The 26,930-nt window shown below is 39.0% G+C and carries 23 protein-coding genes and 1 tRNA gene; 3 read left to right on the top strand and 21 right to left on the bottom strand.

Translation table 11 applies throughout. From position 1 onward, the window contains the following. The first annotated feature begins 73 nt into the window (after positions 1-73). Positions 74-553, top strand: a complete 480-nt coding sequence (locus tag VXS03_RS05525) for a GNAT family N-acetyltransferase (protein WP_327762444.1) — start codon at positions 74-76, stop codon at positions 551-553. Positions 554-582: 29 nt separating this feature from the next. On the opposite strand, the gene VXS03_RS05520 is transcribed toward VXS03_RS05525, so the two are convergent. Next, positions 583-1,932 (bottom strand): sensor domain-containing diguanylate cyclase, encoded by a 1,350-nt coding sequence (locus tag VXS03_RS05520; protein WP_327762443.1) that lies wholly within the window; start codon positions 1,930-1,932, stop codon positions 583-585. Between the two features lie 378 nt (positions 1,933-2,310). Here VXS03_RS05520 and VXS03_RS05515 point away from each other — a divergent pair. Next, positions 2,311-2,384: transfer RNA gene (locus VXS03_RS05515), tRNA-Gly, on the top strand. A gap of 189 nt (positions 2,385-2,573) precedes the next feature. On the opposite strand, the gene VXS03_RS05510 is transcribed toward VXS03_RS05515, so the two are convergent. Further along, positions 2,574-3,050 carry a hypothetical protein gene (locus VXS03_RS05510; RefSeq protein WP_327762442.1) on the bottom strand — a complete coding sequence of 159 codons (477 nt, stop codon included), beginning with the start codon at positions 3,048-3,050 and terminating at the stop codon, positions 2,574-2,576. Between the two features lie 475 nt (positions 3,051-3,525). Here VXS03_RS05510 and VXS03_RS05505 point away from each other — a divergent pair, with 475 nt between their 5' ends. Beyond that, the gene (locus tag VXS03_RS05505) at positions 3,526-4,185 is read left to right on the top strand and encodes an acyl-homoserine-lactone synthase (protein WP_327762441.1); all 660 of its coding nucleotides are present in this window, start codon (positions 3,526-3,528) and stop codon (positions 4,183-4,185) included. A 66-nt stretch (positions 4,186-4,251) separates the two neighbouring features. Here the strand turns inward: VXS03_RS05505 and VXS03_RS05500 are convergent, their stop codons facing one another. The 19 genes from VXS03_RS05500 to selA form a co-directional block, all read right to left on the bottom strand. Beyond that, positions 4,252-4,554, bottom strand: a complete 303-nt coding sequence (locus tag VXS03_RS05500; RefSeq protein WP_327762440.1) for a hypothetical protein — start codon at positions 4,552-4,554, stop codon at positions 4,252-4,254. 263 nt (positions 4,555-4,817) lie between these two features. Further along, positions 4,818-5,861 (bottom strand): hydrogenase nickel incorporation protein HypB, encoded by a 1,044-nt coding sequence (hypB, locus tag VXS03_RS05495; RefSeq protein WP_327762437.1) that lies wholly within the window; start codon positions 5,859-5,861, stop codon positions 4,818-4,820. Position 5,862: 1 nt separating this feature from the next. After that, positions 5,863-6,204 carry a hydrogenase maturation nickel metallochaperone HypA gene (gene hypA / locus VXS03_RS05490; RefSeq protein ID WP_327762436.1) on the bottom strand — a complete coding sequence of 114 codons (342 nt, stop codon included), beginning with the start codon at positions 6,202-6,204 and terminating at the stop codon, positions 5,863-5,865. Between the two features lie 11 nt (positions 6,205-6,215). Then, on the bottom strand, positions 6,216-8,594 hold the full coding sequence (hypF, locus tag VXS03_RS05485) for a carbamoyltransferase HypF (RefSeq protein WP_327762435.1): 2,379 nt from the start codon (positions 8,592-8,594) through the stop codon (positions 6,216-6,218). 18 nt (positions 8,595-8,612) lie between these two features. Then, positions 8,613-9,200 carry a HupE/UreJ family protein gene (locus VXS03_RS05480; protein WP_327762434.1) on the bottom strand — a complete coding sequence of 196 codons (588 nt, stop codon included), beginning with the start codon at positions 9,198-9,200 and terminating at the stop codon, positions 8,613-8,615. 111 nt (positions 9,201-9,311) lie between these two features. Beyond that, on the bottom strand, positions 9,312-10,145 hold the full coding sequence (gene fdhD, locus VXS03_RS05475) for a formate dehydrogenase accessory sulfurtransferase FdhD (RefSeq protein WP_327762432.1): 834 nt from the start codon (positions 10,143-10,145) through the stop codon (positions 9,312-9,314). A gap of 48 nt (positions 10,146-10,193) precedes the next feature. Next, positions 10,194-12,239 carry a sigma 54-interacting transcriptional regulator gene (locus VXS03_RS05470; RefSeq protein ID WP_327762431.1) on the bottom strand — a complete coding sequence of 682 codons (2,046 nt, stop codon included), beginning with the start codon at positions 12,237-12,239 and terminating at the stop codon, positions 10,194-10,196. Between the two features lie 343 nt (positions 12,240-12,582). Beyond that, on the bottom strand, positions 12,583-14,727 hold the full coding sequence (gene fdhF, locus VXS03_RS05465; protein ID WP_327762430.1) for a formate dehydrogenase subunit alpha: 2,145 nt from the start codon (positions 14,725-14,727) through the stop codon (positions 12,583-12,585). Positions 14,728-14,786: 59 nt separating this feature from the next. Further along, positions 14,787-15,335, bottom strand: a complete 549-nt coding sequence (locus tag VXS03_RS05460) for a 4Fe-4S dicluster domain-containing protein (protein WP_327762428.1) — start codon at positions 15,333-15,335, stop codon at positions 14,787-14,789. Positions 15,336-15,593: 258 nt separating this feature from the next. Continuing rightward, on the bottom strand, positions 15,594-16,088 hold the full coding sequence (gene hycI / locus VXS03_RS05455; RefSeq protein WP_327762489.1) for a hydrogenase maturation peptidase HycI: 495 nt from the start codon (positions 16,086-16,088) through the stop codon (positions 15,594-15,596). A 32-nt stretch (positions 16,089-16,120) separates the two neighbouring features. Continuing rightward, positions 16,121-16,570, bottom strand: coding sequence for a formate hydrogenlyase maturation HycH family protein (locus VXS03_RS05450; RefSeq protein ID WP_327762426.1), 450 nt, complete (start codon positions 16,568-16,570; stop codon positions 16,121-16,123). Continuing rightward, the gene (locus VXS03_RS05445; RefSeq protein WP_327762425.1) at positions 16,567-17,406 is read right to left on the bottom strand and encodes an NADH-quinone oxidoreductase subunit B family protein; all 840 of its coding nucleotides are present in this window, start codon (positions 17,404-17,406) and stop codon (positions 16,567-16,569) included. Before VXS03_RS05445 ends, VXS03_RS05450 begins: the two co-directional genes overlap by 4 nt. Next, positions 17,406-17,954, bottom strand: coding sequence for a formate hydrogenlyase complex iron-sulfur subunit (locus tag VXS03_RS05440; protein WP_327762424.1), 549 nt, complete (start codon positions 17,952-17,954; stop codon positions 17,406-17,408). Before VXS03_RS05440 ends, VXS03_RS05445 begins: the two co-directional genes overlap by 1 nt. 8 nt (positions 17,955-17,962) lie before the next feature. After that, on the bottom strand, positions 17,963-19,717 hold the full coding sequence (locus VXS03_RS05435) for a hydrogenase large subunit (protein ID WP_327762423.1): 1,755 nt from the start codon (positions 19,715-19,717) through the stop codon (positions 17,963-17,965). 9 nt (positions 19,718-19,726) lie between these two features. Beyond that, the gene (locus tag VXS03_RS05430) at positions 19,727-20,680 is read right to left on the bottom strand and encodes a respiratory chain complex I subunit 1 family protein (RefSeq protein WP_107276090.1); all 954 of its coding nucleotides are present in this window, start codon (positions 20,678-20,680) and stop codon (positions 19,727-19,729) included. Beyond that, a complete protein-coding gene (locus VXS03_RS05425) occupies positions 20,680-22,611 on the bottom strand; it encodes a proton-conducting transporter transmembrane domain-containing protein (protein WP_327762422.1) in 1,932 nt (643 codons plus the stop codon). Before VXS03_RS05425 ends, VXS03_RS05430 begins: the two co-directional genes overlap by 1 nt. Beyond that, positions 22,608-23,222, bottom strand: a complete 615-nt coding sequence (locus VXS03_RS05420) for a 4Fe-4S dicluster domain-containing protein (RefSeq protein ID WP_327762421.1) — start codon at positions 23,220-23,222, stop codon at positions 22,608-22,610. Before VXS03_RS05420 ends, VXS03_RS05425 begins: the two co-directional genes overlap by 4 nt. 364 nt (positions 23,223-23,586) lie before the next feature. Continuing rightward, positions 23,587-25,428, bottom strand: a complete 1,842-nt coding sequence (gene selB, locus VXS03_RS05415; RefSeq protein WP_327762419.1) for a selenocysteine-specific translation elongation factor — start codon at positions 25,426-25,428, stop codon at positions 23,587-23,589. After that, positions 25,428-26,837 carry an L-seryl-tRNA(Sec) selenium transferase gene (gene selA / locus VXS03_RS05410; protein ID WP_327762417.1) on the bottom strand — a complete coding sequence of 470 codons (1,410 nt, stop codon included), beginning with the start codon at positions 26,835-26,837 and terminating at the stop codon, positions 25,428-25,430. Before selA ends, selB begins: the two co-directional genes overlap by 1 nt. Positions 26,838-26,930: the final 93 nt, after the last annotated feature.

Genomic DNA, 26,930 nt, shown 5'->3' with positions numbered 1-26,930 from the left:
AAATAAAGTGTTCACATTGCAATCACAATAATCGCTAGGTATAAATAGTTTTTATTCTAACTATCAGTGAAATATGAAAATAATTCCTATCGATTCATCACATTGGCAACAAATTGAGAATATTCAACACTTAGCTTATGGTCTTGATTTTTCTGAAACTATTATAGCTCTAAAAAGTAAAGTAATGGTATCGCCACAAACATGTTTTGTCTGTATAAATGAACAACAGCATGTTCTTGGCTATCTTATTAGCCACCCTTATCATAAGGGCGCAACACCTAAGTTAAATCAACTAGGCACCACTGTTGATAGTGTTCACCTTCACCTACATGATTTAGCAATCATAACCTCGGCACAAGGACAAGGATTACCAAAATTATTACTCAACCATTTTTTTGCTGCTGTTAAAACATTCAACTATCAATCTGTTTCATTAATCTCAGTTCAAAATTCTACTATTTTTTGGAAAAAGCATAATTTTATTATCGATAACAGCTTAAAGGCGCCAACAGATTATGGTGAAGGTGCCGTGTGTATGTCTCTTTTAATATAATTAATTTTAATATTTATCATTCACAATACTTATACAATGGTAACGCGATTACGACCATTATTTTTTGAATGATAAACAGCTTTATCAATCTTTTTAAGTACTACTTCGATTTGATCATTTTGTGGTGAAAATGACGTTAATCCAATAGAGACAGTAAGGTGGATAACCTGATCGTTATATGAAAAAGGATACTGATTTACCGCTGTTAGAATTCGAGAACAAACGTCTGTGGCATTCACTTTATTAGTCTTATCCATAAATAACAGAAATTCTTCTCCCCCCCAACGAGCAAGAACATCAGTTGTTCGAATACTATTTAAACAAATTGCAGTAAATACTTTTAATATTTCATCACCAGCATCATGTCCATAGGTATCATTAACCCTTTTAAAATGATCGATATCTAAAAAAGCAATACTATGTGTTTCCGTTATATTAGAAAAAAATATTTGCCTCAATATATTATTCATATATCTACGATTATAGATATTTGTTAACTCATCGGTAAAAATAGCAAGTTTCATAATACTGTTTGCATCATTTATATGGCTATTCGTCAATAAAAGCTGCCGTTCACGCTTATAAATATAGAAGAAGAACGCAAACACTATTAGATATAATATAACACGTACAATCTCATATTTTTGAGCGTTATATTTTTTATTTTGTACTGAAAACAACCAATTACCATTAGGTACTGGTATGTTAAAAACAGATATCGTTCCTTTGCTTTTATCAATAATATTATCGAAGATTGTTAACATTTCACCATCAGGATCAAAACCTTGAATTCTATAAGGAATATTATTAAAAGGTAGCTTATCACTGATGCCTTCCAAGTCACTGATCGCAATAATGAACCCTGAAAATTTGGCTTTCTCATTAAAAATAGGTAACCGTAAAATAAAAGATAAACGATTATTTTGAATAAGCTTTATAGGACCAATCAAGGTAAGCGAATGATTTTTCTTAGATAAAACGACCCCTTTATGTCTTTTTTTTAATCGATTTAAATTATGACCAATCGCTGAATGATTTTCAGAATGAGGATACGTAAGTTGAATAATCCCTTCTGGTGCAAACTGCAGTTCAGAAACACTACTGCTAGTCGTCATCACTTCTTTTGCTAATACGTCAAACTGAAGAGGATCATAATCACTTGATTTAAATAACAAATTAAATGTTTTTAGCGTGATTATCATATTGTTAATTTCATTATTAATAACTTTTGATACGTCTTGTTCAAAAACCAAATCATGTTTCTTATTCAATAATTCAAATTGTTTTTTTTCATTTAAAAAAAACATTTCAACAACGATCAATGTTAACAATAAAGAAATCACTATTGCTAAACTTGATGGAGTAATTTTTAACTTCATTATTAATACTTCAAGATGCATTAAAAACTAAGATGAAATCATCACATAGCTATTAACTTATGCTTATAATTACATTGATATGCTTGTGTCGAACATACTAGCTCATATACAAGATAATGAATATAAAATACTGCGAAAATTCATATTTCGTCACAATTTCAACATTTTATGGCTCTTTTTTAAGCATGAAATTTATCTAAAACATAAAATTTAAGTAAGATTTATAAAAATAGACTGGATTTATTTTATTGGTTGGCGTTATTTTAATCAGCCATTATTAAATAATGTACATTTTATTCATACATTTGCGCTAATTGTAGGATTTATAAGAAACTCTATTGACCTCATAACTACAAATGTTTATTGTTCTCATACCGAGCGGATATCGTATAATGGTATTACCTTAGCTTCCCAAGCTAATGACACGGGTTCGATTCCCGTTATCCGCTCCAATATTTTATTCTGCTAGATTTCATACATTTTTATCATACGCGTTAAAAAACACATAAATACAGATTTTTTATATAAGCTAATTTCATAATAAGATGACTAAATATCTATATTTACCATTAGAGCTAAAAAGCGATATCAATTTCTTGATACCGCTTTTTAATTACATAAATTTGATTTATAATTTTGGCTTATAGATTATTCCACGTCTGAACAAACCCATCAGCTGATATTTTAAAATTCAAATCTGTTTCTTGATTATATATATTGGTAAATACTTTATGAATATTGACAGTTTCAGTATATTTAAATTGTGTAATTAAAAAAGCGAGACCTTTGTTTGTCGTCGGTGTATAAACCCAGTAATTCTTACTGTCTTCTGTTCTGCGACAGATCTTATCCATTTCCACTTTTTGACCATTAATCGTCATAACAACTGTTTTGTCAAATCCATTTCTATTGCATTGACTCAAAAATCGCTCAAAGCCATTATTGTTATACTTTGCCTTATAGAGCGAAAAAAATACTTTTTGTTGTCCCTGCTGCTCATCAATCAATGATGATAAAACATAATGCCCATCTATTCCTGAAGAATTCCAGTCTGATGCATTTGCATGAACAGGTAGCATTGCGGCACAAGCCCAAGCAAGCCAAAAAAATTTACTCATATTATTCCTTTAACATCAATAAAATAAACAATGCCTACACGACATTGTTTTATCCATACATAAATCTTATGGCATCAGTATTTAAAAACACCTCAGTATAATAACGACAAATAAAATAATGAGAATACTAAATAAAAACGAATCAGTCGTGATCACAAATAAATATCTAACATAATTTTATAGCGCATAATTTTTGCGACTGATATCATTATTGCAATTGATAAACCACCATATGAATCACCCCCATTACATGAGTGTGTTATTAAATTCAGCAATAATTAAATACACCATCACAAATACTTTTGTCACATACAAGTATTGCTTATTAATGCCAACATGGCACATAATACACAAATGGAAAAACAGACATCGATTTTTTTTGATAATAATCACACTATATACATATCGATGCATTAATTAGTAAATGTATTATTTATCATTCCTTATAAATTATTATTATTAAGTCGGTTATTGAATGTATACAAGTGTAATCAAAAATTTAACTATCCCTCTTGGCTCTCAGTATCAAGAAATATTGCAGAAAAATTTTCTACAATTTATTAATGAACACATCCATTTAAATAGTGATAGTAATTTCTTTGCTACATTAGTCTCATCTCGCATACAGACGATTAATCAGTTGGTACCGTTACAGACAGATAATCTATACCAATGCATTACCAGCGATTATGCACAAGCTATTAATGGTATTGTGCCCCTAGAAGATTTAGCACCGCATTATATTGAAATTGAAAAACAAGCTATTAAATTATTTGGCAATATTTTATGTTGTTGGGCTGAATATGAACATTATTGTATTGTGCAACGAGTCATTAAACACCCATTAACAAAAAGTAACGTACCAGTGTCGGTCGATAAAGATAATAAAAATATAACAGAAGTTGTTGCTCGCATTGAAAATGATAAGCGCTTATTTATCATGCCATATTGTGATTTGCCAATGACATTAAGTAATGCTGTTGCACTAAAAAATATTGAGAATTTTGTGAAGAAAAAGCAATGTTACGAACTGCTTTATTTTTTAGGCCTATCGGTTAATGGGGAATACATGATTCAGTACTACCATGAAAAAAATACTCTCTTTCCAACCCTACTAACCACAACACATGTCTAGATAATTACAATCAATACATATAAAAAATGCTCGTACTGATAACAATACGAGCATCTTAATGATCATTTACAAGCCGGTCCACATTGCAGCACCTGCGGCCCAAACTTCGACATAATTAGCATTACATCGAAACTTTAAATAACCGCGATTATTATCTTTTTGATAATTAACATATACCCAACCACGATTGTCTTTTGATTTATTGTCTAAAGTATTATCAGACATTGCACTAACGACATAATTTGTTTTAACAGCTATCCGTTGTTGGCACATTTCAATATCTTTAGCTGTCGGCGGTTGACGTGTTTCAGTCGTAATATCACAGCCGGCTAATAATAATAATGCGGTAACAAGAGCGTATTTTTTCATTGGCTACTTACGTTATTTATCATCGAGATTATCGCTAATAAGAGACACAACGTAGGTGTACGCTTAGGCTCTGTTAGCTTGTTTGCGCGGGATTCTATAGATAAATAAAAAAAATGATAGTAATAATTTGTCTATTTGGATGATTTTTTGAACATTATCACTAATTAACTTTAATTGGTGCTTATCAATAGATAAATTAAAAATGCTGCTTGTCTATAAAATAGATTTACAGCATTTTAGTACAAAATAATAGAGCAAAATAATTACAATTGTTGTCGATTTTCGTTTAACCAATTAAACCAAGCATCCATTCCTTCGCCGGTTTTGGCTGATAACTTAATAACCTGAATTGTTGGATTTACTTTTCGCGCATTCGCAATGCAATCATCAAGATTAATATCAACATAAGGCAAGAGATCAACTTTATTAATGATCATCAGATCAGCTGCAGCAAACATATTTGGATACTTAAGCGGTTTATCCTCGCCTTCCGTTACAGATAAAATCGCAACTTTAGACGCCTCACCCAAATCAAAGCTTGCAGGACAAACTAAATTACCTACATTTTCAATAAATAAAAAGCCAGGTTCATTAATCGAAAGTTGATGATAAGCATCATGAATCATCTGAGCATCAAGGTGGCAACCTTTGCCGGTATTAACTTGTATAGCAGGCACTGCAGTTGCACGAATACGATCAGCATCATTACTTGTTTGTTGATCACCTTCGATCACAGCACAAGCACACTGATCTTTCAGCGTCATTAATGTTTCGGTTAATAATGTCGTTTTACCTGAACCAGGGCTTGATACTAAATTAAGTACTAATTGGCGATTTTCAATAAAATGTTCACGGTTATGCGCTGCTAACTGGTTATTATTACCTAGAATATCCATCTCTAATGTTAATAACTGTCGTTGTGAAACACCCGCAACATGAACTTCAGCTTCACCTTTACCATAATGCAAATCACCAGAATCTAAACACTCTGGTTGATGATCTGCATGATGATGATCATGACTATGGCCGCGATGATGATCGTGATCATGTGAGTGAGTGTGACCTTTTTCATGCTCATGATGATGTCCATGCGTCTTTTGCTGCGGCGTAATACCAACTGGCAAAGTATAATGAACATGATGATGAACATCACCTTGATGATGATAATGGTGATGGATCACTACTGATTGTGGCACTTCTGTCACTAATTGATCACTGTGCTGATGTGAATGCTCATGGTGGTGATCAGCATGTTCGTGTGAATGACCTTCAATTCGGCTATCGCCGCAGCCGCATACGTTACACATATTACTCAACCTCGATATGTTTAATCATTAATTCTTCTCCAGTTTCAACATTAAGTTGATAGCCATGGCAGCGTGGGCAACTAACACCACGCTCTGGAATTTCTACATGTTGTTGACAATCTAAACACCATACTCGCGCGGCAACCGGTTCAATCTTCAATTGAGCGCCTTCCGCAATCGTGTCACGACAAGCAAATTCAAACCCTGTAGCTAATGCTTGAGACTCAATACAAGACAAAGTACCGATGGCTAGAGTGACACTAACAACCCGCTTAAACCCTTGTTTCTTTGCTTGTTCAACTACGGTATCAACCGTATTTATACTTAGCGATAGTTCATGCATTTAGGTGGTACCTATGAGGTAATAGTTGAATTTTGTGGATGATGAAGTGCATACCATAATTGTCCCGCTGCGATTGCACCATCATTTGACGGCAGCTTTTCACCACAATATAGCGGTTGTGATATAGCTAAAAACTGATGATAAATTTGGTCCATCAGTACGCGATTTTGAAAAACGCCACCGCCAAGAACAATAGCGTGATGAGGATGTTGCTTTGCAATTGTGACAACCATTTTGGCAATTGCCATAAACACACTATGCGCTAAACTATTAATCCATGTTTGATGCTGTTCATCATTAATTTCGCCAACAAGCGGCAATACATGTGCAAATAATGACTGCCAATCAAATATATTGTTGTCAGTGATCTTAAAAGATAATGGAATATGGCATAGCTCTTGCTTTGCAGCTTGTTCTAATAACAGCCCACATTGACCTTCAAAATTAACATGATCAATTAATCCAAGTAAGCAAGCCCATGCATCAATAAACCGTCCCATTGATGAGGTATAAGGTGAACGACTGCCACTTTGCCATAACCGATATAAATTATTGAAATAGGTTTCATTCCACGATGAAAAAGCACTTAATTGCATTGCTTTAATATCATCAAGGCAATAGCACTCAAGTAACATTGCAAATAATAATCGTGCCGGTTCTTTTATTGCTTTTTCACCACCAAGAAGACGAAAAGGACGCAAATAACCAATACGTTGATAGTCTTGGCACGATGCGAGTAACACCTCTCCTCCCCATACAGTATCATCATCACCATAACCTGTGCCGTCAAAAGTAAAACCGATCACGGGTTTAGTTAAATTAAACTCTGCCATTACCGCCAAAACATGCGCATGATGATGTTGTACTTGTAGTAATGTTAATGCCGTTTTAGATTTTGAAATCAGCTCATTGGCATAAATAGATGAAAAATAGCTCTCATGTTTATCACAAACAATTTGCGCAGCAGTTACTTGATATAACCCCTGCAGATCAGCCACTGCTCGTTGATAACGTTGCTCGGTATCAAGGTTATTAAGATCACCTATATAAGGCGATAATACCCATTGCTGAGGTAACGCAAGTGCAATTGTCGATTTCTGTTGTGCACCAAGCGCTAAGGTTATCATTTCGGCTTTATGCCCAAAATGGCTATAAGGAGCGTAACCTCGCGCCATTCTCAATGTCCGCATTTTTCCACCCGCATAATGCACCACACTGTCATCACAGGCATGAACAATAGGACGATTATGATCAAGTACGCTATCAATAATCCCCCAAAATTGTTGCTTAATTTGCTGAATATCTGTCGCAATTGGCATGCCAGAGACATTTGCGCTGGTCATGACTAACACTGCCGCAGCGTTACTTTCTGCTAATGCGGTAAATAATAAATAATGTAGCGGAGTATAAGGTAGCATCACCCCTAAATAGGGTACATTAGGCGCAACATTTGCTGCGATATTAACAGTGTGCTTACTGCAATTTATAGTTTGAGATTTATGCATCAACACGATCGGACGAGCTTGAGAATCCAATGTTTGCCATTCAACTTCATCGCCAGCGACTAATTGATGTGCTACCTCGATATCAGCAACCATTACTGCTAATGGTTTTTGTTGCCGATGCTTAATTTGACGTAATCGTGTGACAGCATCGACATTGGTGCCATCACAAACAAGGTGAAAGCCTCCTAAGCCTTTAATCGCAACCACAGCGCCAGCTTGAAGCCGTTTTGCTAATTGATTAATGGCTGCTTGCTGCGTTAATTCAACCTCTGATATTACATCATCACGATAATCAAGAAATCGCGTCCAAGGTCCACACACAGCACAACTGATTGGTTGAGCATGGTAACGACGATCAAGAGGGTTTTCATACGCTTGTTGGCAATCAGAACACAAGACAAAATTTGCCATACTGGTCGCTACGCGGTCATAAGGTAAAGCACGGGTAATACTGTAACGAGGACCACAATGGGTACAATTGGTAAAAGGATAACGATAATAACGCGAGGTAGGATTTGCGATATCTTGTTTACAGGCATTACAAAGCCCTTGATCAGGAGAAACACACACCGTGGTACTGTCACAATGCTGACTTTTCTCGATACTAAATAACATTGGCTTTTCTGCGACGAGCCATAATGATAATGGTGTCACTGTCATTTGATCTATACGACTTAATGGCGGAGCTTGTTGCTGAAGTTCAATGATAAACTGTTCAAGGTTTTCAGTGCGACCTTGAGCATCTATCTTTACGCCTTCTGAATCATTAATTACCCACCCAACTAACGCATGTTGCAGCGCTAGTTGGTAGACAAAGGGGCGGAAACCGACCCCCTGTACAATGCCGGTAATATGAATATATTGTCGTGCAAAGTTGTCTTTCACTGCAATTATCCAGCTAAATTAAGACAGCATTAATATGCCACCAAAGGCTGCCATAACAACGCCAACAACACGCATAACGCGTTGGTTGATTGCTGATGTCATAACAAATTTACCTAACGCAATACCAGACACATGTAAAATTGCTGTCGCGACAACAAAACCACTAAAGTATTCCAGTGCTTGTGCGTCAAGCGGCATTTCCATACCATGTGCCATGCCGTGGAATAAAGCGAATGCCATTACTAAACCCGTTGCCACTTTTTCTGACATACGGCCTCCAGCTAATAACATTGCTCCCATACCAATAACAGATAAAGCAATACCCATCTCAATGCCAGGTAATACCATACCCGCAACACCTAATGCGCCACCGATGATCATAATCCCAACAAACGCCATAGGTAAACGTGATACTGCTTTACCGCCGATTAGTGCAGCTAATAAACCAACACCAATCATCACTGATAAGTGATCAAGGCCTGTAAATGGGTGTACAAAACCTGTCATAAAACCGGTTGTTGTATGAGGGCCAATATGACCAGGGTGTGCTAAAACAAGTGGTGAAAAAAGAGTAAGCGCACCGGCAACGATATGTTTAAGTTTCATTTATTTTTGTCCTTAGTGTAATAGAATGAAAACCCGACCTAACGGGGATTTATTACTAATGAATAATAAACAAACTTATTCATTAACATTAAATTCAATAACTAAGCGCAATTAAATCATTCCTGTAATGCGCTCTGCATGCGTATAAGCATCTGCACGACCATTACGACAATGACCTAATAACGTCAGGTTAAGTTTTTCTGCCAAATCAACGGCCATTTTGGTCGCAGATGAAATTGCAAGTAGTACTTCAACCCCAGCGGCTGCGGCTTTCTGCACCATCTCAAAACTGGCACGACTCGTTACTAATACTGCGCCACCTGTTAACTGTTGTTGATGAATACAACCCACCAGTTTATCTAATGCTATATGGCGGCCGACATCTTCAAAAATAGCCGCAACTTGACCTTGATTATCAATATACACAGCAGCATGAGCGGAACCCGTCAGTTGATTCAATTGCTGCTTGCGTAATAATTGTTGCAATACTGGATCAAGATAACTTAAATCAAATTGTACTGACGACGGCACCGGTGCTAATGCTCGGCATACCGTTTCTAATTTTTCTTCACCACAAATACCACACCCCGTCAGCCCAGCTAATGAGCGACGCTTTTGTTGTAATCGCGCAACACAACGGTTCGCAATCGTGACGTTAATATTAATGCCGTCACAGGTAGGTGTCATTTCAATATCATGAATATCGCGGTGATGATCAATGATCCCTTCTGATAACGAAAACCCAATCGCAAACTGTTCTAAATCATTGGGCGTACACATCATGACAGTGTAAGCAACACCATTAAAAGCAATGGCAACCGGCGTTTCTTCAATGATGTAATCAAGCTCATTGCAATCCGTTTTACCTTTACGATAACGAACAATAGGACGTTCACTTGCATTGCAAAACATCGATTCCGGTAACGCTTCAAAGGTGTTCAACATCTCTTTCCTTTACTTATCTATTACGATATTTATTTTTATTTATAATATTCAGTTAGTTAATCGAAAATCTTGGCTATTTAAACCCATTTTTTGCATCCGCGATAACAACGTGGTTCGCTTTAGCCCCAGCTGATTTGCGGCACCATTAGGACCCGCAATAACACCACCACAACGAATAAGTGCATCAACTACCATTTGTTTATCAATCATCGGTGATGGAGCTTTAATATCAGTTGGCAATACAACATCTTTTATCACGGTGTCAATTGACGTATCAGGTAACATTAATGGCGATGAAACCAGCTCTTGTGTTGGCACATTAAGCACATGGCCTCGAGTTAGAATAACTGACCGTTCAATCACATTTCGTAATTCGCGCACATTACCTGGCCATGGAAACTGCTGCATAATATGCATATCTTCAACCGCAATCGAAGTAATGTTTTTACCCATTTTTTTTGCCAGTTCTCGCGTAAAATGTTTTACCAATAACGGAATATCTTCTGCTCGTTCACGTAATGGCGGAATTTCGATTGGAAAAACATTTAAGCGATAATACAAGTCATTTCTAAATTGTTTCTGTTGCACCATCTCAAATAAATTGACATTGGTCGCAACTACAACACGAACATCAATACTAATGAGCTGATTTTTACCTACTCGCTCAATTTCATTTTCTTGTAAAACACGTAATAACTTAGGTTGTAACTCTAATGGCATATCACCAATTTCATCTAGAAATAACGTGCCTTTATGGGCTTGTTCAAAGCGTCCAACACGTTGAGTTACTGCACCTGTAAATGCACCACGTTCATGACCAAACAGTTCACTTTCAAATAGCCCACTTGGAATCGCGGCACAATTCATCTTAATCATGTCAGTTTTGCTACGATGACTCATTTTATGAATCGCCCGAGCAATCAATTCCTTACCTGTACCCGATTCACCTAAAATTAATACAGTACTGTCACAGCTTGCCACTAATGCAACTTGCTCTAACACTTTATTCATCACTTCACTTTGACTAATGATGTCATCAAAAATAGCATGCTCATCATAACTATCTTCAATACTGATAAACTTTGTCTGAGAACGATGCGGTGTCGCTGATTGATGCACTTTTATACTGTGTATAGCCAATGCAACACGCGCTGATATTTGCTTAAAAAGTTCAATTTCACTTGGCTCAAATTGACTTTCTACCGCTTTGACATAGCAAATATAACCAATCGTTAAACCTCGAAAAATCATTGGGATAACACAAGCGCTTTTGGCCTGTGATGAAAAATAAGGGCTATTATCATCATGATTTAATTTATAAATATCAGCCGTGGTTAAAATAACCGCTTGATTATTTTCAACTGCGTTGTTAATCATACAATCATCAGTGAAAAAATGACATTGATAGTCCATTTCTCCACCAGCATCACTACCAGAATATTGATTATAATGGCCATCTTGAGACTGTATAATTGATAATTCATTCATGCCAAAACGTTGATATAAAAAACGCAGTAACGAACCAATCAGTTCTTTTTTTGAACTCTGATTAATAACTGCATTAGTAATATCAACTAAAAACTGGTAGTCCTTATGTTCATTACTTAATTGCTGAGTAAGCGACGACGCAATTTGATGCTCAAGAATATGTTCGATCATTGCAGCAACCATATTATTGAACAGCTTGAATTGTTTTTCTACATCATCATGATTAGGTAAGCTAAGATTAATATATTCAATAGCGCCTAACTGCTGATTTGCTATTAGTAGCGGTATTTTACAGTAAGTTTTAATATTAGGGTATGCAGGATGAAGAGATAATTGAGGAAAAGTACGATAAAGTTCTTCACCGTTAATATAATGGCTATATTCACACGTTACAACATGATGAAGACTTAAGCTATCTTCTGAATAATCATAACGTTGGAACTCTTTATCTGCATTTTGATAATATAGAATTGATTGAGCACTTATGTCATCTTTTAAAATAATGTTAACACGATAAGCATCGATAAATAACAAACGTTCATTATTTAGAAAATTAATCACACCTGATATATCATTTATAGACAATAATGCCTTAGAAAATATCATTAAATCGCTTTCAAAGTTTTCCATGCTAACATTAACTCTTACTGATAATATGGCTCGAATAGCGAATAAGGATTCAAGCATTTGTTATACAATTCTCAATCATTTTAATAACCAAGTATTGATCCATATCAATCAATAATTATTAACAACAGTATCTTTAAAATAAAACCAATAATAATGCAAATTTTTGAGCAGATAAATAAATTAAAACAACAACTTTAAATAATAAAAATATAAGGAACCAAGATAAAAATAATCAATCTTTTATCTTGGAAACCTTATTTTCATTTATGATGCTATATATTGTATAAAAACCGTAACAGATCTTATTTACACAATATTTTTATGCATTAGCAACTTGGTTTTTCAAACGCGCTTTCAAATTACTGTATTCAGTTTGTACATAATTTTCAGCCCATGGCTGATCATCAATGTTTTCTACTTTAACCGCACAGTATTTAAATTCAGGCGTATTTGAAATAGGATCGACATGTTCAATGGTTAATTCATTACATGCGCCAATCCACCATTGGTATGTCATGTAAACCACACCTTTATTTACGCGCTCATTGTAATTAGCACGTGAGATAACCTTACCGCGACGAGAAGATACCCAAACTAATTGTTGATCATCGATTCCCAATGCTTTGGCATCATTCGGATGCATTTGCACATAGCCAGGTTCATCAGCCAATGTTTGTAAAGCAGAACAGTTACCTGTCATTGAGCGACAAGAATAGTGGCCCACTTCACGTACAGTTGACAATACCAATGGATATTCGGCATCAGGTTGCTCTAGTGGCGGACGCCAATCAGCACCAATAAAGATACCTTTACCCGAAGGTGTAGTGAACTTGTTATCTTTAAATAAATAAGATGTACCAGGGTGATCTTCTGTTGGACAAGGCCATTGTACAGATTTTAGATCAGCCATTTTTTCATAGGTCACACCAGCATAATCAGGGCATAACGCACGTAGTTCATCCCAGATTTCTTCAGTATTGTTGTACGACATAGGGTAACCCATGTACGTTGCTAACAAGCTAAAGATTTCCCAGTCAGGCTTCACATTACCCGTTGGAACCACTGCTTTATAAAAGCGTTGGAAACCACGGTCAGCACTACTGTACACACCCTCATGCTCGCCCCAGCTCGTTGCAGGGAAGATAACATCAGCAAATTCAGCAGTTTGTGTCATGAAGATATCTTGCACGATAACCAGTTCCATTTTGCGCATAGTCGCGCGCATGGCTGCCAGATCGGCTTCAGTTTGTGCAGGATCTTCACCAAAGATATAGAAGGCTTTACAAATACCTTCATCAGCCTTGTGGCCAACTTCAGTCAGACGGTAACCCGGCTTACCTGAAAGCTCAACACCCCACGCTTTTTCAAATTTTTCGCGGTTTGCATCAATAGTTACATCTTGATAACCAGGGAATTGGTGCGGCAACATACCCATATCACAGGTACCTTGAACGTTGTTTTGACCACGAACCGGACCACAACCTACACCAGGACGACCAAAGTTACCGGTTAACAGTGCAAGGCCTGCTAAACCACGAACCACGTCAACGGCTTGACCGTATTGAGTAACACCCATACCCCATAGAATCATAGCTTCAGGTGCCGCAGCGTAAGTACGTGCAGCCAAGCGAATATCCGCAGCTTTTAGGCCTGTTACTTCTTCCACAGTTTCTGGCGTGTAACGTGAAGCAATTTCACGGAACTCATCAAAACCTTCAGTGTTGTATTGTACGAACGCTTTATCGTAAAGATTTTCTTCGATAATTACATTTGCTAACGCATTAACAAGTGCCATGTTCGAGCCGTTCTTTAACGCTAGCCATTGATCAGCAACACGCGCAGATTCGATCTTACGTGGGTCACATACAATAATTTTAGCGCCATTTGCACGGGCTTTTAAAATATGTCGTGCTACAACTGGGTGAGAATCAGCCGCGTTGTAACCGAAAATGAGTAAGCATTTAGTTTGTTGAATTTCGGGAATCGCGTTACTCATTGCGCCATTACCTACTGTTGTCTCCAGACCGGAGACTGATGGTGCGTGTCACACCCTAGCACAGTGGTCAACATTGTTGGTTCCGATCACCGCCCTTGCGAGTTTTTGCATCACATAGTTGGCTTCATTACCCGGACCGCGGGCTGAACCTGTTGTCATTATCGCATCTGGACCATACTGCTTTTTAATTGCCATTAGCTTATCGCCGGCAAATTGAATAGCTTCATCCCAAGACACGGCTTCTAAAGCTGATTCTCGTGTACGGCGAATCATTGGTTGCTTCAAGCGTGGTGTTAATAAGTTGGTATCGTTGAGGAAATCCCAACCATAGTAGCCTTTCAAACAAAGTTGGCCTTCATTGGTACGACCCATTGCTGGTTCTGCTGCCACGACTTTGTTATTTTCGACAACCAACTTTAGTTTGCACCCAGTACCACAGTAGGGACAAACAACAATTGATTTTTTCATACTAACCTTTTTGGCTATAATTGTTATTAATGCGTATTTTAAACCAAGGGTTTATAACACTAACGAATGATCGCTACAGCATCATTGAGCGCTGCTGCTTCACGTTTTTGCTTGCTGGTTTCAGTTAACGTTTCAGGTTCAATAATCTGAATAGCGTTTGTTGGACAGACTTCCACACACGCAGGACCAGCATCACGATGGGAACACAAGTCACACTTTAGTGCTTGAGACTGAGGAACCATACGCTTAAATAGCGATGCGCCTTTGGATTCTTCAACCATCTTAGTCACAACATTCATTGCGCCGAAAGGACAAGCAATGACACAGGTTTTACACCCGATACAACGTGACTGAATCACTTTTACATAACCATCTTCTAAAACGATGGCATTATTTGGGCAAACCTGAGCACAAGGTGCATCATCACATTGACGACACATAACTGGTGTTGTTACATGCGCATTTTTCACCAAGGTCAAACGAGGCGTAAATTCTGCTGCATCAACACCAGTAAGCATTCCGTCTACTTGATGAGAAACAACACATGCAATTTCACAGGTTCGACACCCAATACACAGATTTGGATCTGCAAAAACAAACCGGTTCATGGTCTATACCTTGTTAATGTCGATACATCACAGCATAGCGTTACGCTGCAATGCTTTATAAGCATTTATTGTACCAAAAATATCCACAAACCGAATTTATTTTTAACCCAATGAAATATAGTTAAAAAAAAAGAAAGTGCGAGCACTGTCACGCTTTCTTTTTTTAGAGTGTCGATAATCACTTTCGGTTAACCAAACACATCGACATTTTTCGTCAATATTATCGACACCCTATCGACACTGACTAACCGTTATCACTCAGCAATGCTCAAAACCACCCGAACCCTGCCATTTAGGTAAACGCTGATAAATGGTTTCAACCGCAGTTTGTACCATCTCAGTTAGTGGAAATGAAAATGCGACAATAGCTGGCTGAATACCCACAAAAATAACCTCAGGCACAAAGGTTTTTAAATCATCAATCAAAAAATTTAGCGGTAAGCTATGGGTCGAAACCACATACATATCGACAATCGTTTCTGGATCAATAATTCTGATCTCTCCTGCCGTTTCACCAATATCAGCAGCATCCACCACTATCACTCGTTGCGGCTGAGCTTTACGAATAAGGTGCAAACAATCTTCAGGCATTGAACCGCCTTCTAACACGCTCCAACCTGAAATCGGATTATCTTTAATCATCTTTGCTAATAATGGCCCAGCACCATCATCACCCATCATGCTATTACCCACAGTGAGTACAATATTACTGACGGATAGATCAACATCATCGTTAGAGACACTTTCGCCCATCACTGTTGACAGATTCACTTCCTGTAACATAATTAGCGTATTCCTCGAATCATCATATACATGGTTGGTTCGCGGTGAATATCCCCAAGCGCAGTAATAAAGTCACGGGTTAACTGCTGAGAACGAACGGTTTGTGTTGAACTATCAATCCGATCAAATGCTAATGCCAGCATATTTAGATGTTCAGGATAAATCGTAATTTCACCAAACACAAAATAGCCTTTCATTTTATTAAATGCTTCACCGTCTTGTGGTAAACCACTGATCCAGTCTAGGTATTCATCACCTTCACATTCAATTACAGCCTTTAGGCAATCAACCACACCTAAATGGTGACCAATCGCCAGACTGTAATACATGATCTGCTTAGCTTCTTCAGGCACATCATAGCTTTCATCAACAAATTTACGTCCTAAAGTATAAAAGTAAACGTGACCTTGAAAATGGCGCGACTGTGTTAATTCCGCTAAAGCATCACTCATTGATGACAGCCTCCACATGATGTCTGACCTTGGTGTGCGCTTGAGCACGCTTCTGATCCGGTTAATGCTGACATGGTTTTTGATAGCAAAATATTCACGATTTCGGTTAATCGAGGATCATCTTTAGTCGCGAGATAGTCACTGATTTTTTGGTCAACATTATCAGCATTACAGGTAGCCAGAACATTCATAACATCATCGGCAATACGCTGTCCTTGCACATAACCTGCAAGTAGACGTGCTTGACGTTCAATCATCACTTTAATATCCAATGGAATTTCAGTGTGCTTTAAACTCGCCTTTTGTACTTCAGGTTGATGCACTTTGGCTTTCAATTTTTGATCAAGTAAGCCCAGTGCAACCGCAAACCCATAAATGGTCGCTGCGGGGGTTGGAGGACAACCTGGAATGTAAACATCCACTGGAACAATTTTGTCCGTACCGCCCCATACACAATAAAGGTCGTGGAAAATACCACCATCACATCCACATGCACCGTATGAAATCACAATCTTAGGATCAGGTGCTGCTTCATAAGCACGTAATGCTGGTGCACGCATAGCACGGGTTACTGAACCGGTATACAGCAAAATATCAGCATGACGTGGAGACGCTACAATTTTAATACCAAAGCGTTCGGTATCGAAAATAGGTGTCGTGGCCGCAAAAATTTCAATCTCACATGCATTACAACCACCGCAGTCAACACGGTATACATAGGCTGAACGACGAATTTCCTTGATCAATGCATCTTTTAGCTTTTGGCTATTCGGTGGCAATTCAATAGGAACGGTTTGAGTGTGGGCAGTGCCGACTAATTGTTTAATACCTTTCATTACTTTTGATCCCCAAGGTAACGTAGGTGACTGACATTTTCGCTATCTAGCATATTGTTACGGCGACGACATTCAGGACATGTTTCAATTTGCTTACGGCGCTCTTGAAGTTGTTCTCCTGTTACGCCACTGTGCGCTAACGTATCTAAAACATATTCAAGTAACTTACGTGCCACAAATGGACGTTCACATTGACGACAATTTGCTAACGTAAATACCGCTTCATCATAAAGATCTGCTTTACTGGTTACCGCTAACTCAAAATTCTGAGTCAATTTAATCGCATGAGTTGGACATACTTCTTCACAACGACCACAGAAAATACAACGTGCAGTTGACAGTTCCCAACGACGAGTGCCCGCTTTGGCATCAGTTTCCATGATCAAAGCATTGGCAGGACAAGCACGCGTACATGCACCACAAGATAAACACTGATCAGCGTCTAATTCTGGCTTGCCACGAAAATCTTCACTCACTTCCATCGGAGCAAAAGGATATTTAGTGGTAACTGACCCTGTTTTTATTACCGTTTTTAATAACTTAAACACATGACCTCCTAAAGCTTGAATGGCGAGTTCTTGCGGTCAATGCTGTATTGCTCAATCGCTTTATAAGGAACTGTTTTACTACGTTGTTTTTTAGTATCAACAATCGTGACACGGTCAGTACATGAGTAACATGGATCTAAGCTACCAATGATTAACGGCGCATCGGCCACAGTGTTACCACGTAACATATAACGTAATGTTGGCCAGTTAGCATATGTCGCCGCACGACAACGCCAGCGGAATAACTTCTGATTATCGCCGGTCATGCTCCAGTGAACGTTTTCACCACGTGGGGCTTCAGTAAAGCCCAATGCGAATTTATTCGGTTTATAGTCAAAGCCTTCAGTTAGAATCGCACCTGGTGGCAAATGATCCAAACCGTATTCAATCACATTTAATGATTCAAACACTTCGCGTACACGTACCATTACACGTGAGAACACATCACCATTTTCCATCACTTGAATATCAATCGGTACGCTACCGTATGACTCTAATGATTGGCCATGCACAATACGCACATCACGGTTAAAACCACTCGCACGGATCAATGGACCTACAGGGCTGTAATCACGAGCAATTTGCTTTGATAACACACCCACATTTTCTGTACGGCTACCAATGTTAGGTGTAGCAAGCAGTACATCCACCAGCTCAGAAAACTTCTGACGAACTTCCTTCACCATCGCAATACCTTGTACGCGCTGCTGTTTTAGAAAATCGCGACGTACGCCTCCAATTAAGTTCATGCCATATGTCTTACGGGCACCCGTTAGTAACTCAGCCAATTCCATGGTCTTTTCACGCACACGGAAAAATTGCATAAAGCCAGAGTCAAAACCGACAAAGTGGCTTGATAGACCAATGTTTAATAAGTGACTGTGCAAACGTTCAACTTCAAGTAATACGGTACGAATCATCTTAGCGCGAAATGGCACATCAACTGATAATGCGTTTTCAATAGTATTACTGTAACCAACACTATGGGTAAAACCACAGATACCACAAACACGGTCAGTTAGCTGTGCCACTTCATGGTAACCCATGCGTGTTTCAGCTAATTTTTCCATGCCACGGTGAACGTAGAACATGCGGTAATCGGCATCAACAATATCTTCACCATCAACGAACAAACGAAAATGGCCAGGTTCATCCGACGTAATGTGTAACGGACCAACCGGTACGATACGGTTGCTGTCATTACCTAGCTGATTATCAAACTGGTACGTTTCAGTTTCTGTTGTTGGTTGTGGACGCTGGCGGTAATCCATCGCATCTTTACGCAATGGGTGCAAATTTTCAGGCCAATCATCGGGTAGTACTAAACGACGTTCATCAGGCAAACCTACAGGGCGTAGACCGTACATATCACGGATTTCACGCTCACCCCATACTGCAGCAGGAATAGTTGGTGTAATAGAAATAAACTCTTGGCTATTAGCATCAACTAAGACTTTTACGGTTACCCAGCTTTTGACTTCACCTTCCATGGACAGTGCATGATAAACCGCAAAGTGACCATTAAGGCTACGTTCATCATTACCAAAAGTAACCGTTAGCCAGCCACCTTGATCGTAGTAAAGCCATTTCATCACCTCAACTAACGAAGTCATTTTAACGGTTATAGTCACTTGGTTTTCAGTCTGCCACTCTTCATCAATAATTGCGGATGGAAAGAAATGATTCACACCATCGACGTAATTTTTACCAATACGACCCGCTTGTGGCTGCGAGTGAAATTGCTGAGATGTATTGTTTGTCATATCTATTACTTACCAACCAAAAATTAAAAATATCAGTGCCAATACAGCCACTAAAAACGCAGGAAAAATCGTACGGTGAATCTGAGTAAAACGTACACGAGCCATGGTGTTTTCAACTAAACCAGCAATCAAGAACACCACAAACAATTTAATCAACAAAATGATGGATGCTGAAAACAAGCCACCAAAACTTAAGCTGCTTGCTTTACCCCAAGGAATGAAAATCGCAAGGAATAACTGTGCAACAACAAGTTGTTTTAAACCTAAACCCAGTTTCACCATCGCCAATGCAGAACCTGAATATTCTGTTACTGGACCTTCTTGAAGCTCTTGCTCTGCTTCTGCACTATCAAATGGCACTTTGCCCATTTCGATAAACAATGCAAACGCACACACAAGACCTGCAAGAATAACGGTTAATGGGTGCTGCCAATGGTTATTCGCTAACGCGTGGCTGATATAACCTAAGTCAGTGGTACCAACACTTAACGCAACTACGACAATCGCAAGAATTAGAATTGGCTCAACTAAGATACCCAACGTCAATTCACGGCTACTACCGATACCTGCAAACATGCTGTTTGAATCGATACCTGATAATGCGAAGAAGAAACGGAAAATCGCTAACAAGTAAATATCGGTAATAATGTCACCCGAAATTGGAAACGGTGACACTTGAGTAACAGTAGGTAGTGCCATGCCAATTAATAGCATTGTCACTACAAGTACCCATGGCATTATCCAAAAAATAAAACCAGAGTTTGCTGGCGCTACTGATTGGCGACGTAGTAATTTGGCAATATCACGATAATCTTGTAATACACCAGGCCCTTGACGCGAGTGAATTTTTGCGCGAATAACGCGAGAGAAACCCGTTGCAAGTGGCGCTAACATCAACATTAAGATGGCTTGGACAATCGCTAAGACAATCCAACCCGCTGTTGGCATTTCAAGTGGGGACATTAGAGACTAACTCCTGAAATGAGAGGAACAAACAACACCACAATCACCACTGCAATAATGCAGAAGCGACACACTTTACGACTATTAAGTGTTGGATTTTCACCACCTTCAGTTAAATGAGGCAGAACAAAACGCTCAGTTAATGATGCTTGGCGATTGTTATAAATAAATCCAAACATATTACGCATTGGACGAGTGATACTTGCAGCAGAAACGGTCATACGTTGCTCGTATTGATAACCACAAGCCCAAGGATCACCTTGATGACGACGTGCAAGTCGACGTTGACGGAAAGCGTAAAGTAACGCGGCTGGTACTAAGGTTAATAGCGCTAGAGCAATAGCAATCACAGGCGTTGAAAGGATCGCTTGATCAGTAACCGCAGGGTAAACAGTTAAACCATGAGCAACCGCTAATGGCGCCATATTTAACATAGAAGAAGCAATTGATGAGAAGTAAGGTGCTATCCATGGTGCACACACGCCTAATACCACACACAATATTGCCAGTGATGTGGTTGCGGTGATCATTGCAGGGCCCACTTCACGAGTATTAGCTGCACGTTCTGTTTTTGGTGCGCCAGTAAAACAAATACCGTATACCTTCACGAAACACATACAGGCTAATGCACCCGTAAATGCAAGCATTACCATACCAAATGGACCAAAGACTAAATTTGCGACTGTGCCAACTTTACCCATGCTAAATAGCGATTGGTAAATAAACCATTCTGAAACAAAACCATTTAATGGTGGCAATGCACAAATAGCCAAAGTACCAATCAAAAACGCTGCAGCAGTTTTAGGCATTGTTTTCGCCAAACCACCCATATCATCCATTTCTTTGGTATGCATACGAAATACAATTGAACCAGAGCCTAGACATAACAGACCTTTAAACACCGCATGGTTTAATAAGTGGTACAAACCACCAAGAAGACCAAGCAATGCTAATACTGGATGGTGTGAAGCAATACCAATCATACTCACACCCACACCAATTAAAATGATGCCGATATTTTCAATAGTATGGTATGCCAACAATCGTTTGATATCGTGTTCTGCTAGTGCGTACATTACGCCAAGCACAGAAGACACTGCACCAAAGATTAACACCAAGAAGCCCCACCATAATTGGGTTGCGCCAAGGAATAAAATCGCAAACTTCAAAATACCGTAAATACCAATCTTAACCATCACACAAGAAATCAAGGTTGAGCAGTATGACGGTGCAATCGGATACGCTTTAGGTAACCAGCCATGTAAGCCAATACCAGCCGCTTTAATACCAAAACCAACTAAGGCTAATAAGAACACTAGAGATGCCATTGCTCCAGTAACAGGGTTATGCATGATGGCACTAAACTGATAACTATCGGCATGAGAGGCAACGATCATAAATGCCACTACAACGAAAAAGCTAGCGGCATGATCCGCAATAAAATATTGCAAGCCGGCTTTTTTACTTGTCGCACTGCCATCACTGATAACAATTAACCAAGAAGCCAGTGAAATGATCTCCATAAATACAATAAAGACCATTACATTGGCTGACACCACAAGCGCTGTCATCGCTGCCGCAAAAATATTGAACAGGACATTAACCTTCCAACCACCTTTGCCGTAGTATTCTTCTAGATAGTTAATTGAATAAACTGAAGCTGCCATGGTTACAACTGAAATGACCACCACCATTAGTGCTGATAGCATATCCATACTAAACCAATGACTGATCGCCGCCGTCGCATCCGCAGTATCGAAACCCGAAACTATCGTGCTTACCCCTGCAATGATGCCAAACAATCCACCAAATGCACTGATTACTCCAGCAAGGCGTAAACTTTCTTGCTCATGCTTACGCCCTTGATACGATAGCATCGCAGCCACGGCATAACTTATTAAAGCAAAACAAACTAAAACTAATGGACTCATCGTGTTACTGCTCCACCTTTGACTGATGCTGAACTATCCGCCGCACATTCACGTTTAATATCGCGTGCTTTAGCAATATTTGCCTCGTCAATTAGCACGATCGCTTGTGTTGGACACACTTCAGCACAGGCTGGTCCTTGTTCTCGAAAACCACACAAATCACATTTAACCGCAATGCTCTTTACTCCTGGCTCCCAAGCAAGAATATCTTGACCAAATGTACTTGGAATAGAAGTTGAAGGATTACTTGAACGGATAGTTGAAGGGATATAAGTATCGTAGCTATTTGCCATCGCAATAGGTCGACTACCATCAAATGCAATTGCACCAAAAGGACAAGCAACAGCACATAAAGTACAACCAACACACAAGGTTTCATTTAACATGACACGATCATTTTGCTTAGTGATCGCTTGTACTGGACATACTGTGGCACAAGGTGCATCTTCACAATGACGACACACCACAGGCGCGGTGGCATCATCTAGTTTAACCACGGTTAGGCGGGGATGGCTTTGCAGTCCTTGTTGTTTATGTACTGTCGAACAAGCTGCCATGCAGGTGCCACAACCAATACACTTCTCAGGATCTGCAATTACAAAGCTTTTCATTGTCTACCTAGTCAATCGCAAAAAAACCTAATAAAGCAAGAAATATGCCACACAAGTATACTTTATATAATAACTATAATATCAAAAGCTTAAAAACACATGATAGTAAAAAAACACTTTCTAAGATGACAATATATTGATTATGGTGCCGCCAGCAATGGCTTCGACATAGGCATGTCGACACACTTCGACAGTTCTGTGTCGAAGTTATATGTTTTAGAACAGTATCTGGATCAAAAAAATCATCTTACAAAAAAGCCCTCTACCTATATTTCACATAAGTAAAGGGCCTTTCTGATGCTTTAAATATTACATGTCATCGTATTAACAGTGTTAATTATCAGCCGACGTTTATCTATATCAGTTAATCCCATGCTTTTAAAATAATGCGCTCATCATTATCACGTTTAACCCAACCATCTTTTTCCATTCGGTTCGCTAACGGAATAGAATATTTACGGCTTAGCTCGGTGCGATCTTTAATATCCGTCATGGTAATACGATCATGAGGTTGATGATCTGCAATTACCGCTTTAACAAGATCTAAATATACCCCCATATCAAAATAGATATTTTCATCAAGCGCGGTAATGTATTTTTGGTGGCTTAATTGACGTAACCATTTTTTACCGCCGACAATTTTGACTTTATTTAACTCAAGCCCTGCTTTGCCAAACTGACGAATTTGATGCAGTATATCAAGCGCATCTTGAGGTAGATCATCTTCATTATCACCTTGTCCAATACACCATTTTCCGTAACTTAAATGCACGTTCTGTTGTTGCTTTAAACGCTGCATAACCAGTTCAATCACAGCATCATTGATTCGTAATCGACTGCATAATTCTGTCGAAGCCATAGAGATACCGCCACCCAGTAATGTTTCAACTTGTTGCGATATATCTGTTAGCCATTGGTTGTCAAAACAAAATGGTGCAATGAATGTTTGTTGTTCCGTCGGTTTAAAATCAACGTCATGACATTCAAAATAACCTTGTAACACTAACAACATCTGTCGTTGTGACTCTGGTTGTAATTGATGCGGTAAATTATTTAACACATCATATAGACGGCGTTTTTGATAGCCAAAAATATAATCAGTCCACACCACTTCTGCACCATGTTGTAAACCACTGCCACCTTTTTGGATCATCGCTAATCGTTGACCAAATAATAATGGCAATGGTTTTTCAAACACTAATCGCGCTAGCTCAGTATTGGGGATATAGCTCAAACGTGCTGTTCCGTGCCATGTTCCCATTGCCACTTCCACTTGGCGTTGTTTTTTAACTTTTAACTTTGTCGCTGTTTTAGTTAATCGCACAATACACTGATCACGTAGAGTAATTTGTTGATTAATACCAGTAATCAACTGTCCTCTGCCGATATCCTTACGGCCAACACCTTTCACATTCACCGCGACACGGCATGTTGCTGAAACTGAAGTTAACTGCTGGTGATAAGCCTGAATTGATCGCACTGTCCCAACAAGGTTTGATGGATGACACCGTACTTTATCACCAATCGCTAATTGTCCTTGCGCGAGTGTACCCGTTAGCACCGTACCAATTCCGTTAACAACAAACACCCGATCAATATACATAAGAGGATCTGTTACGGTTTCAAGCACAGTATTATCATCGCTGTTTACTGGAGCAATGATTTTATGGCGTGCAATATTAACTTGTACGGTATCAATTAACAGCTGACGTAATGCTTCAATGTTATCTTTTTTCAATGCAGAAACAGTGACAATTTCAGGTAACAATCCGCTACGTTCCATGACCTGTTCTAACACTTGATCTTCTATTTCAGCCAATTGTTCAGCATTGACTTTATCGCGTTTATTAATACAAACAACAATATCTTCAATCCCCATCGCATGTGCAACATCGAGGTGTGAAGTCGTCATTGGCATCCAACCTTCATCGGCCGCTACTACTAATAGCAACACATTTAAATGCCACACACCCGCGACCATATTACGCAAATAACGTTCATGTCCTGGTACATCAACCACCCCAATAGTATTGCCATTATCATCTTGAAAATGCGCAAAGCCTAAATCTTGGGTCATGCCTAATTGCTGTTCATGAGGACGCGCAGTGATCATGCCTGTTAATGCTTCAATTAATGCCGTTTTACCATGGTCAACATGCCCAGCAAGACCAACTACTGCTTGATATTGTGTCGATATTACCGCCATTATTTAGCCTCAGTATTTGTATAAGATTGAATATAATCGTCAAGTTGAGTAATAAAGACGGCGTGATCGCTATCTAATAAGGTCGCGACATTTAATAACAGTTGATTACTATTAACATAACCAATAATCGGAATAGGTAACTCACGTAGCGCATCTAAATGCAGTTGTGCTTTACCCGGTAAGGTAAGTTTAAGACCATAACAAGGATAGGTTTCACTAGGAATGGCACCGCCACCGACTTGCATCACAAGAGGAACAGCCTGAGCATACGGTTTCCAGCGTAACGCCCATTGTTGAGCTAACGTTTGGCTTACTTTTGCCCGATCTAACGCCTGTTGCGCGACACCAAAAGCAGCAGGATCGCGGTTAAGTTTCTGAACTAATAATTGCTCAAGCATAGATAAAACAATTCGCCCCGGACGGAAAGTACGCATCATTGGGTTTTTAGCCAATTGCTGACAAAGTATTGGACACCCAGCAATGATGCCCGCTTGCGGTCCGCCAATAATTTTATCACCTGAAAAACAGACTAAATCAACGCCCATTTGTAAATAGCGCGGTAACGACACTTCACTTTGCGCATATTGTTCAGATGACAAACCCGAGCCTTGATCAACCACTAGTGAAACATGCTCAGGTAAGCGTTCAGCCACATCCTGAATATCTGGCGATTCAGTAAATCCTTGCATTGAAAAGTTAGACTGATGCACCATCAATACCATTGCAGTATTATCGGTAATCGCATTAATATAATCATCACTGGTGGTAATATTAGTGGTACCCACTTCAACAAGCTTACACCCTGACAATGCGAGAATATCTGGGATACGAAAACCGCCACCAATTTGGACTTGCTCACCACGTGACACAATTACTTCTTTGCCCGCAGCTAAAGCATGCAGTACTAGGTAAACTGATGCCGCATTATTGTTTACAACTACACAATCTTCAGCGCCAATCCAACTCTGAATCAGGGTCGGTAATAAACCATTACGATCACCACGCTTACCATCAGCTAATTTCAACTCAAGATTGTTATACCCTGTATTAACCGTTTTAACGCTGTCCCAAATTTGTTCGTTAATGGGAGAGCGTCCAAGATTGGTGTGTACCGCTATACCAGTTGCATTCATTACTCGTTGTTGGCGACGACGATATAACTGACGACAACTATCAAGCACTAACGTCATAATATCGAGATCATTAACACCTTGAGTTTTAAAATCAGGGTGCTGACGAATAGATGCAAAAAGTTGACGTAGCGTATTAGTCACAACAGGGCGACTTAATAGGCGCACATAATCAGCTAAATCTGAATGCTGAAGAAGTTGTTCAATTTGAGGTAAACGGTAGTTGATTGTTGCAGCGAGTGATGAAGAAGATAGATCTGGCGATATTATTGTCGTCACGGTAAGTTCCTTGGCTGAATTGCAGACAACAGCACTCGTACCCTAACCTTATGCAGGAAAAGTAATGAGTGTCAGAGGAACCATTTAAACGCG

Origin of the sequence: Photobacterium sp. S4TG1 (genome assembly GCF_036040035.1) — a bacterium.
Classification (GTDB): Bacteria; Pseudomonadota; Gammaproteobacteria; order Enterobacterales; family Vibrionaceae; genus Photobacterium.
The sequence above is the reverse complement of the archived record's forward strand: the minus strand, read 5'-3'. Positions and strand labels throughout refer to the sequence as shown.

Bases quoted from the DNA above. Each gene is read 5' to 3' on its own strand.
- VXS03_RS05480 (WP_327762434.1), bottom strand. From the start codon at position 9,200: ATGAAACTTAAACATATCGTTGCCGGTGCGCTTACTCTTTTTTCACCA.
- VXS03_RS05505 (WP_327762441.1), top strand. From the start codon at position 3,526: ATGTATACAAGTGTAATCAAAAATTTAACTATCCCTCTTGGCTCTCAG.
- VXS03_RS05450 (WP_327762426.1), bottom strand. From the start codon at position 16,570: ATGAGTGATGCTTTAGCGGAATTAACACAGTCGCGCCATTTTCAAGGT.
- VXS03_RS05420 (WP_327762421.1), bottom strand. From the start codon at position 23,222: ATGAAAAGCTTTGTAATTGCAGATCCTGAGAAGTGTATTGGTTGTGGC.
- VXS03_RS05500 (WP_327762440.1), bottom strand. From the start codon at position 4,554: ATGAAAAAATACGCTCTTGTTACCGCATTATTATTATTAGCCGGCTGT.
- VXS03_RS05445 (WP_327762425.1), bottom strand. From the start codon at position 17,406: ATGAAAGGTATTAAACAATTAGTCGGCACTGCCCACACTCAAACCGTT.
- VXS03_RS05510 (WP_327762442.1), bottom strand. From the start codon at position 3,050: ATGAGTAAATTTTTTTGGCTTGCTTGGGCTTGTGCCGCAATGCTACCT.
- fdhD (WP_327762432.1), bottom strand. From the start codon at position 10,145: ATGTTGAACACCTTTGAAGCGTTACCGGAATCGATGTTTTGCAATGCA.
- VXS03_RS05470 (WP_327762431.1), bottom strand. From the start codon at position 12,239: ATGATATTTTCTAAGGCATTATTGTCTATAAATGATATATCAGGTGTG.
- VXS03_RS05460 (WP_327762428.1), bottom strand. From the start codon at position 15,335: ATGAACCGGTTTGTTTTTGCAGATCCAAATCTGTGTATTGGGTGTCGA.
- VXS03_RS05430 (WP_107276090.1), bottom strand. From the start codon at position 20,680: ATGTCCCCACTTGAAATGCCAACAGCGGGTTGGATTGTCTTAGCGATT.
- VXS03_RS05435 (WP_327762423.1), bottom strand. From the start codon at position 19,717: ATGACAAACAATACATCTCAGCAATTTCACTCGCAGCCACAAGCGGGT.
- hypA (WP_327762436.1), bottom strand. From the start codon at position 6,204: ATGCATGAACTATCGCTAAGTATAAATACGGTTGATACCGTAGTTGAA.
- selB (WP_327762419.1), bottom strand. From the start codon at position 25,428: ATGGCGGTAATATCGACACAATATCAAGCAGTAGTTGGTCTTGCTGGG.
- VXS03_RS05525 (WP_327762444.1), top strand. From the start codon at position 74: ATGAAAATAATTCCTATCGATTCATCACATTGGCAACAAATTGAGAAT.
- VXS03_RS05425 (WP_327762422.1), bottom strand. From the start codon at position 22,611: ATGAGTCCATTAGTTTTAGTTTGTTTTGCTTTAATAAGTTATGCCGTG.
- hypB (WP_327762437.1), bottom strand. From the start codon at position 5,861: ATGTGTAACGTATGCGGCTGCGGCGATAGCCGAATTGAAGGTCATTCA.
- VXS03_RS05520 (WP_327762443.1), bottom strand. From the start codon at position 1,932: ATGAAGTTAAAAATTACTCCATCAAGTTTAGCAATAGTGATTTCTTTA.
- hycI (WP_327762489.1), bottom strand. From the start codon at position 16,088: ATGGGCGAAAGTGTCTCTAACGATGATGTTGATCTATCCGTCAGTAAT.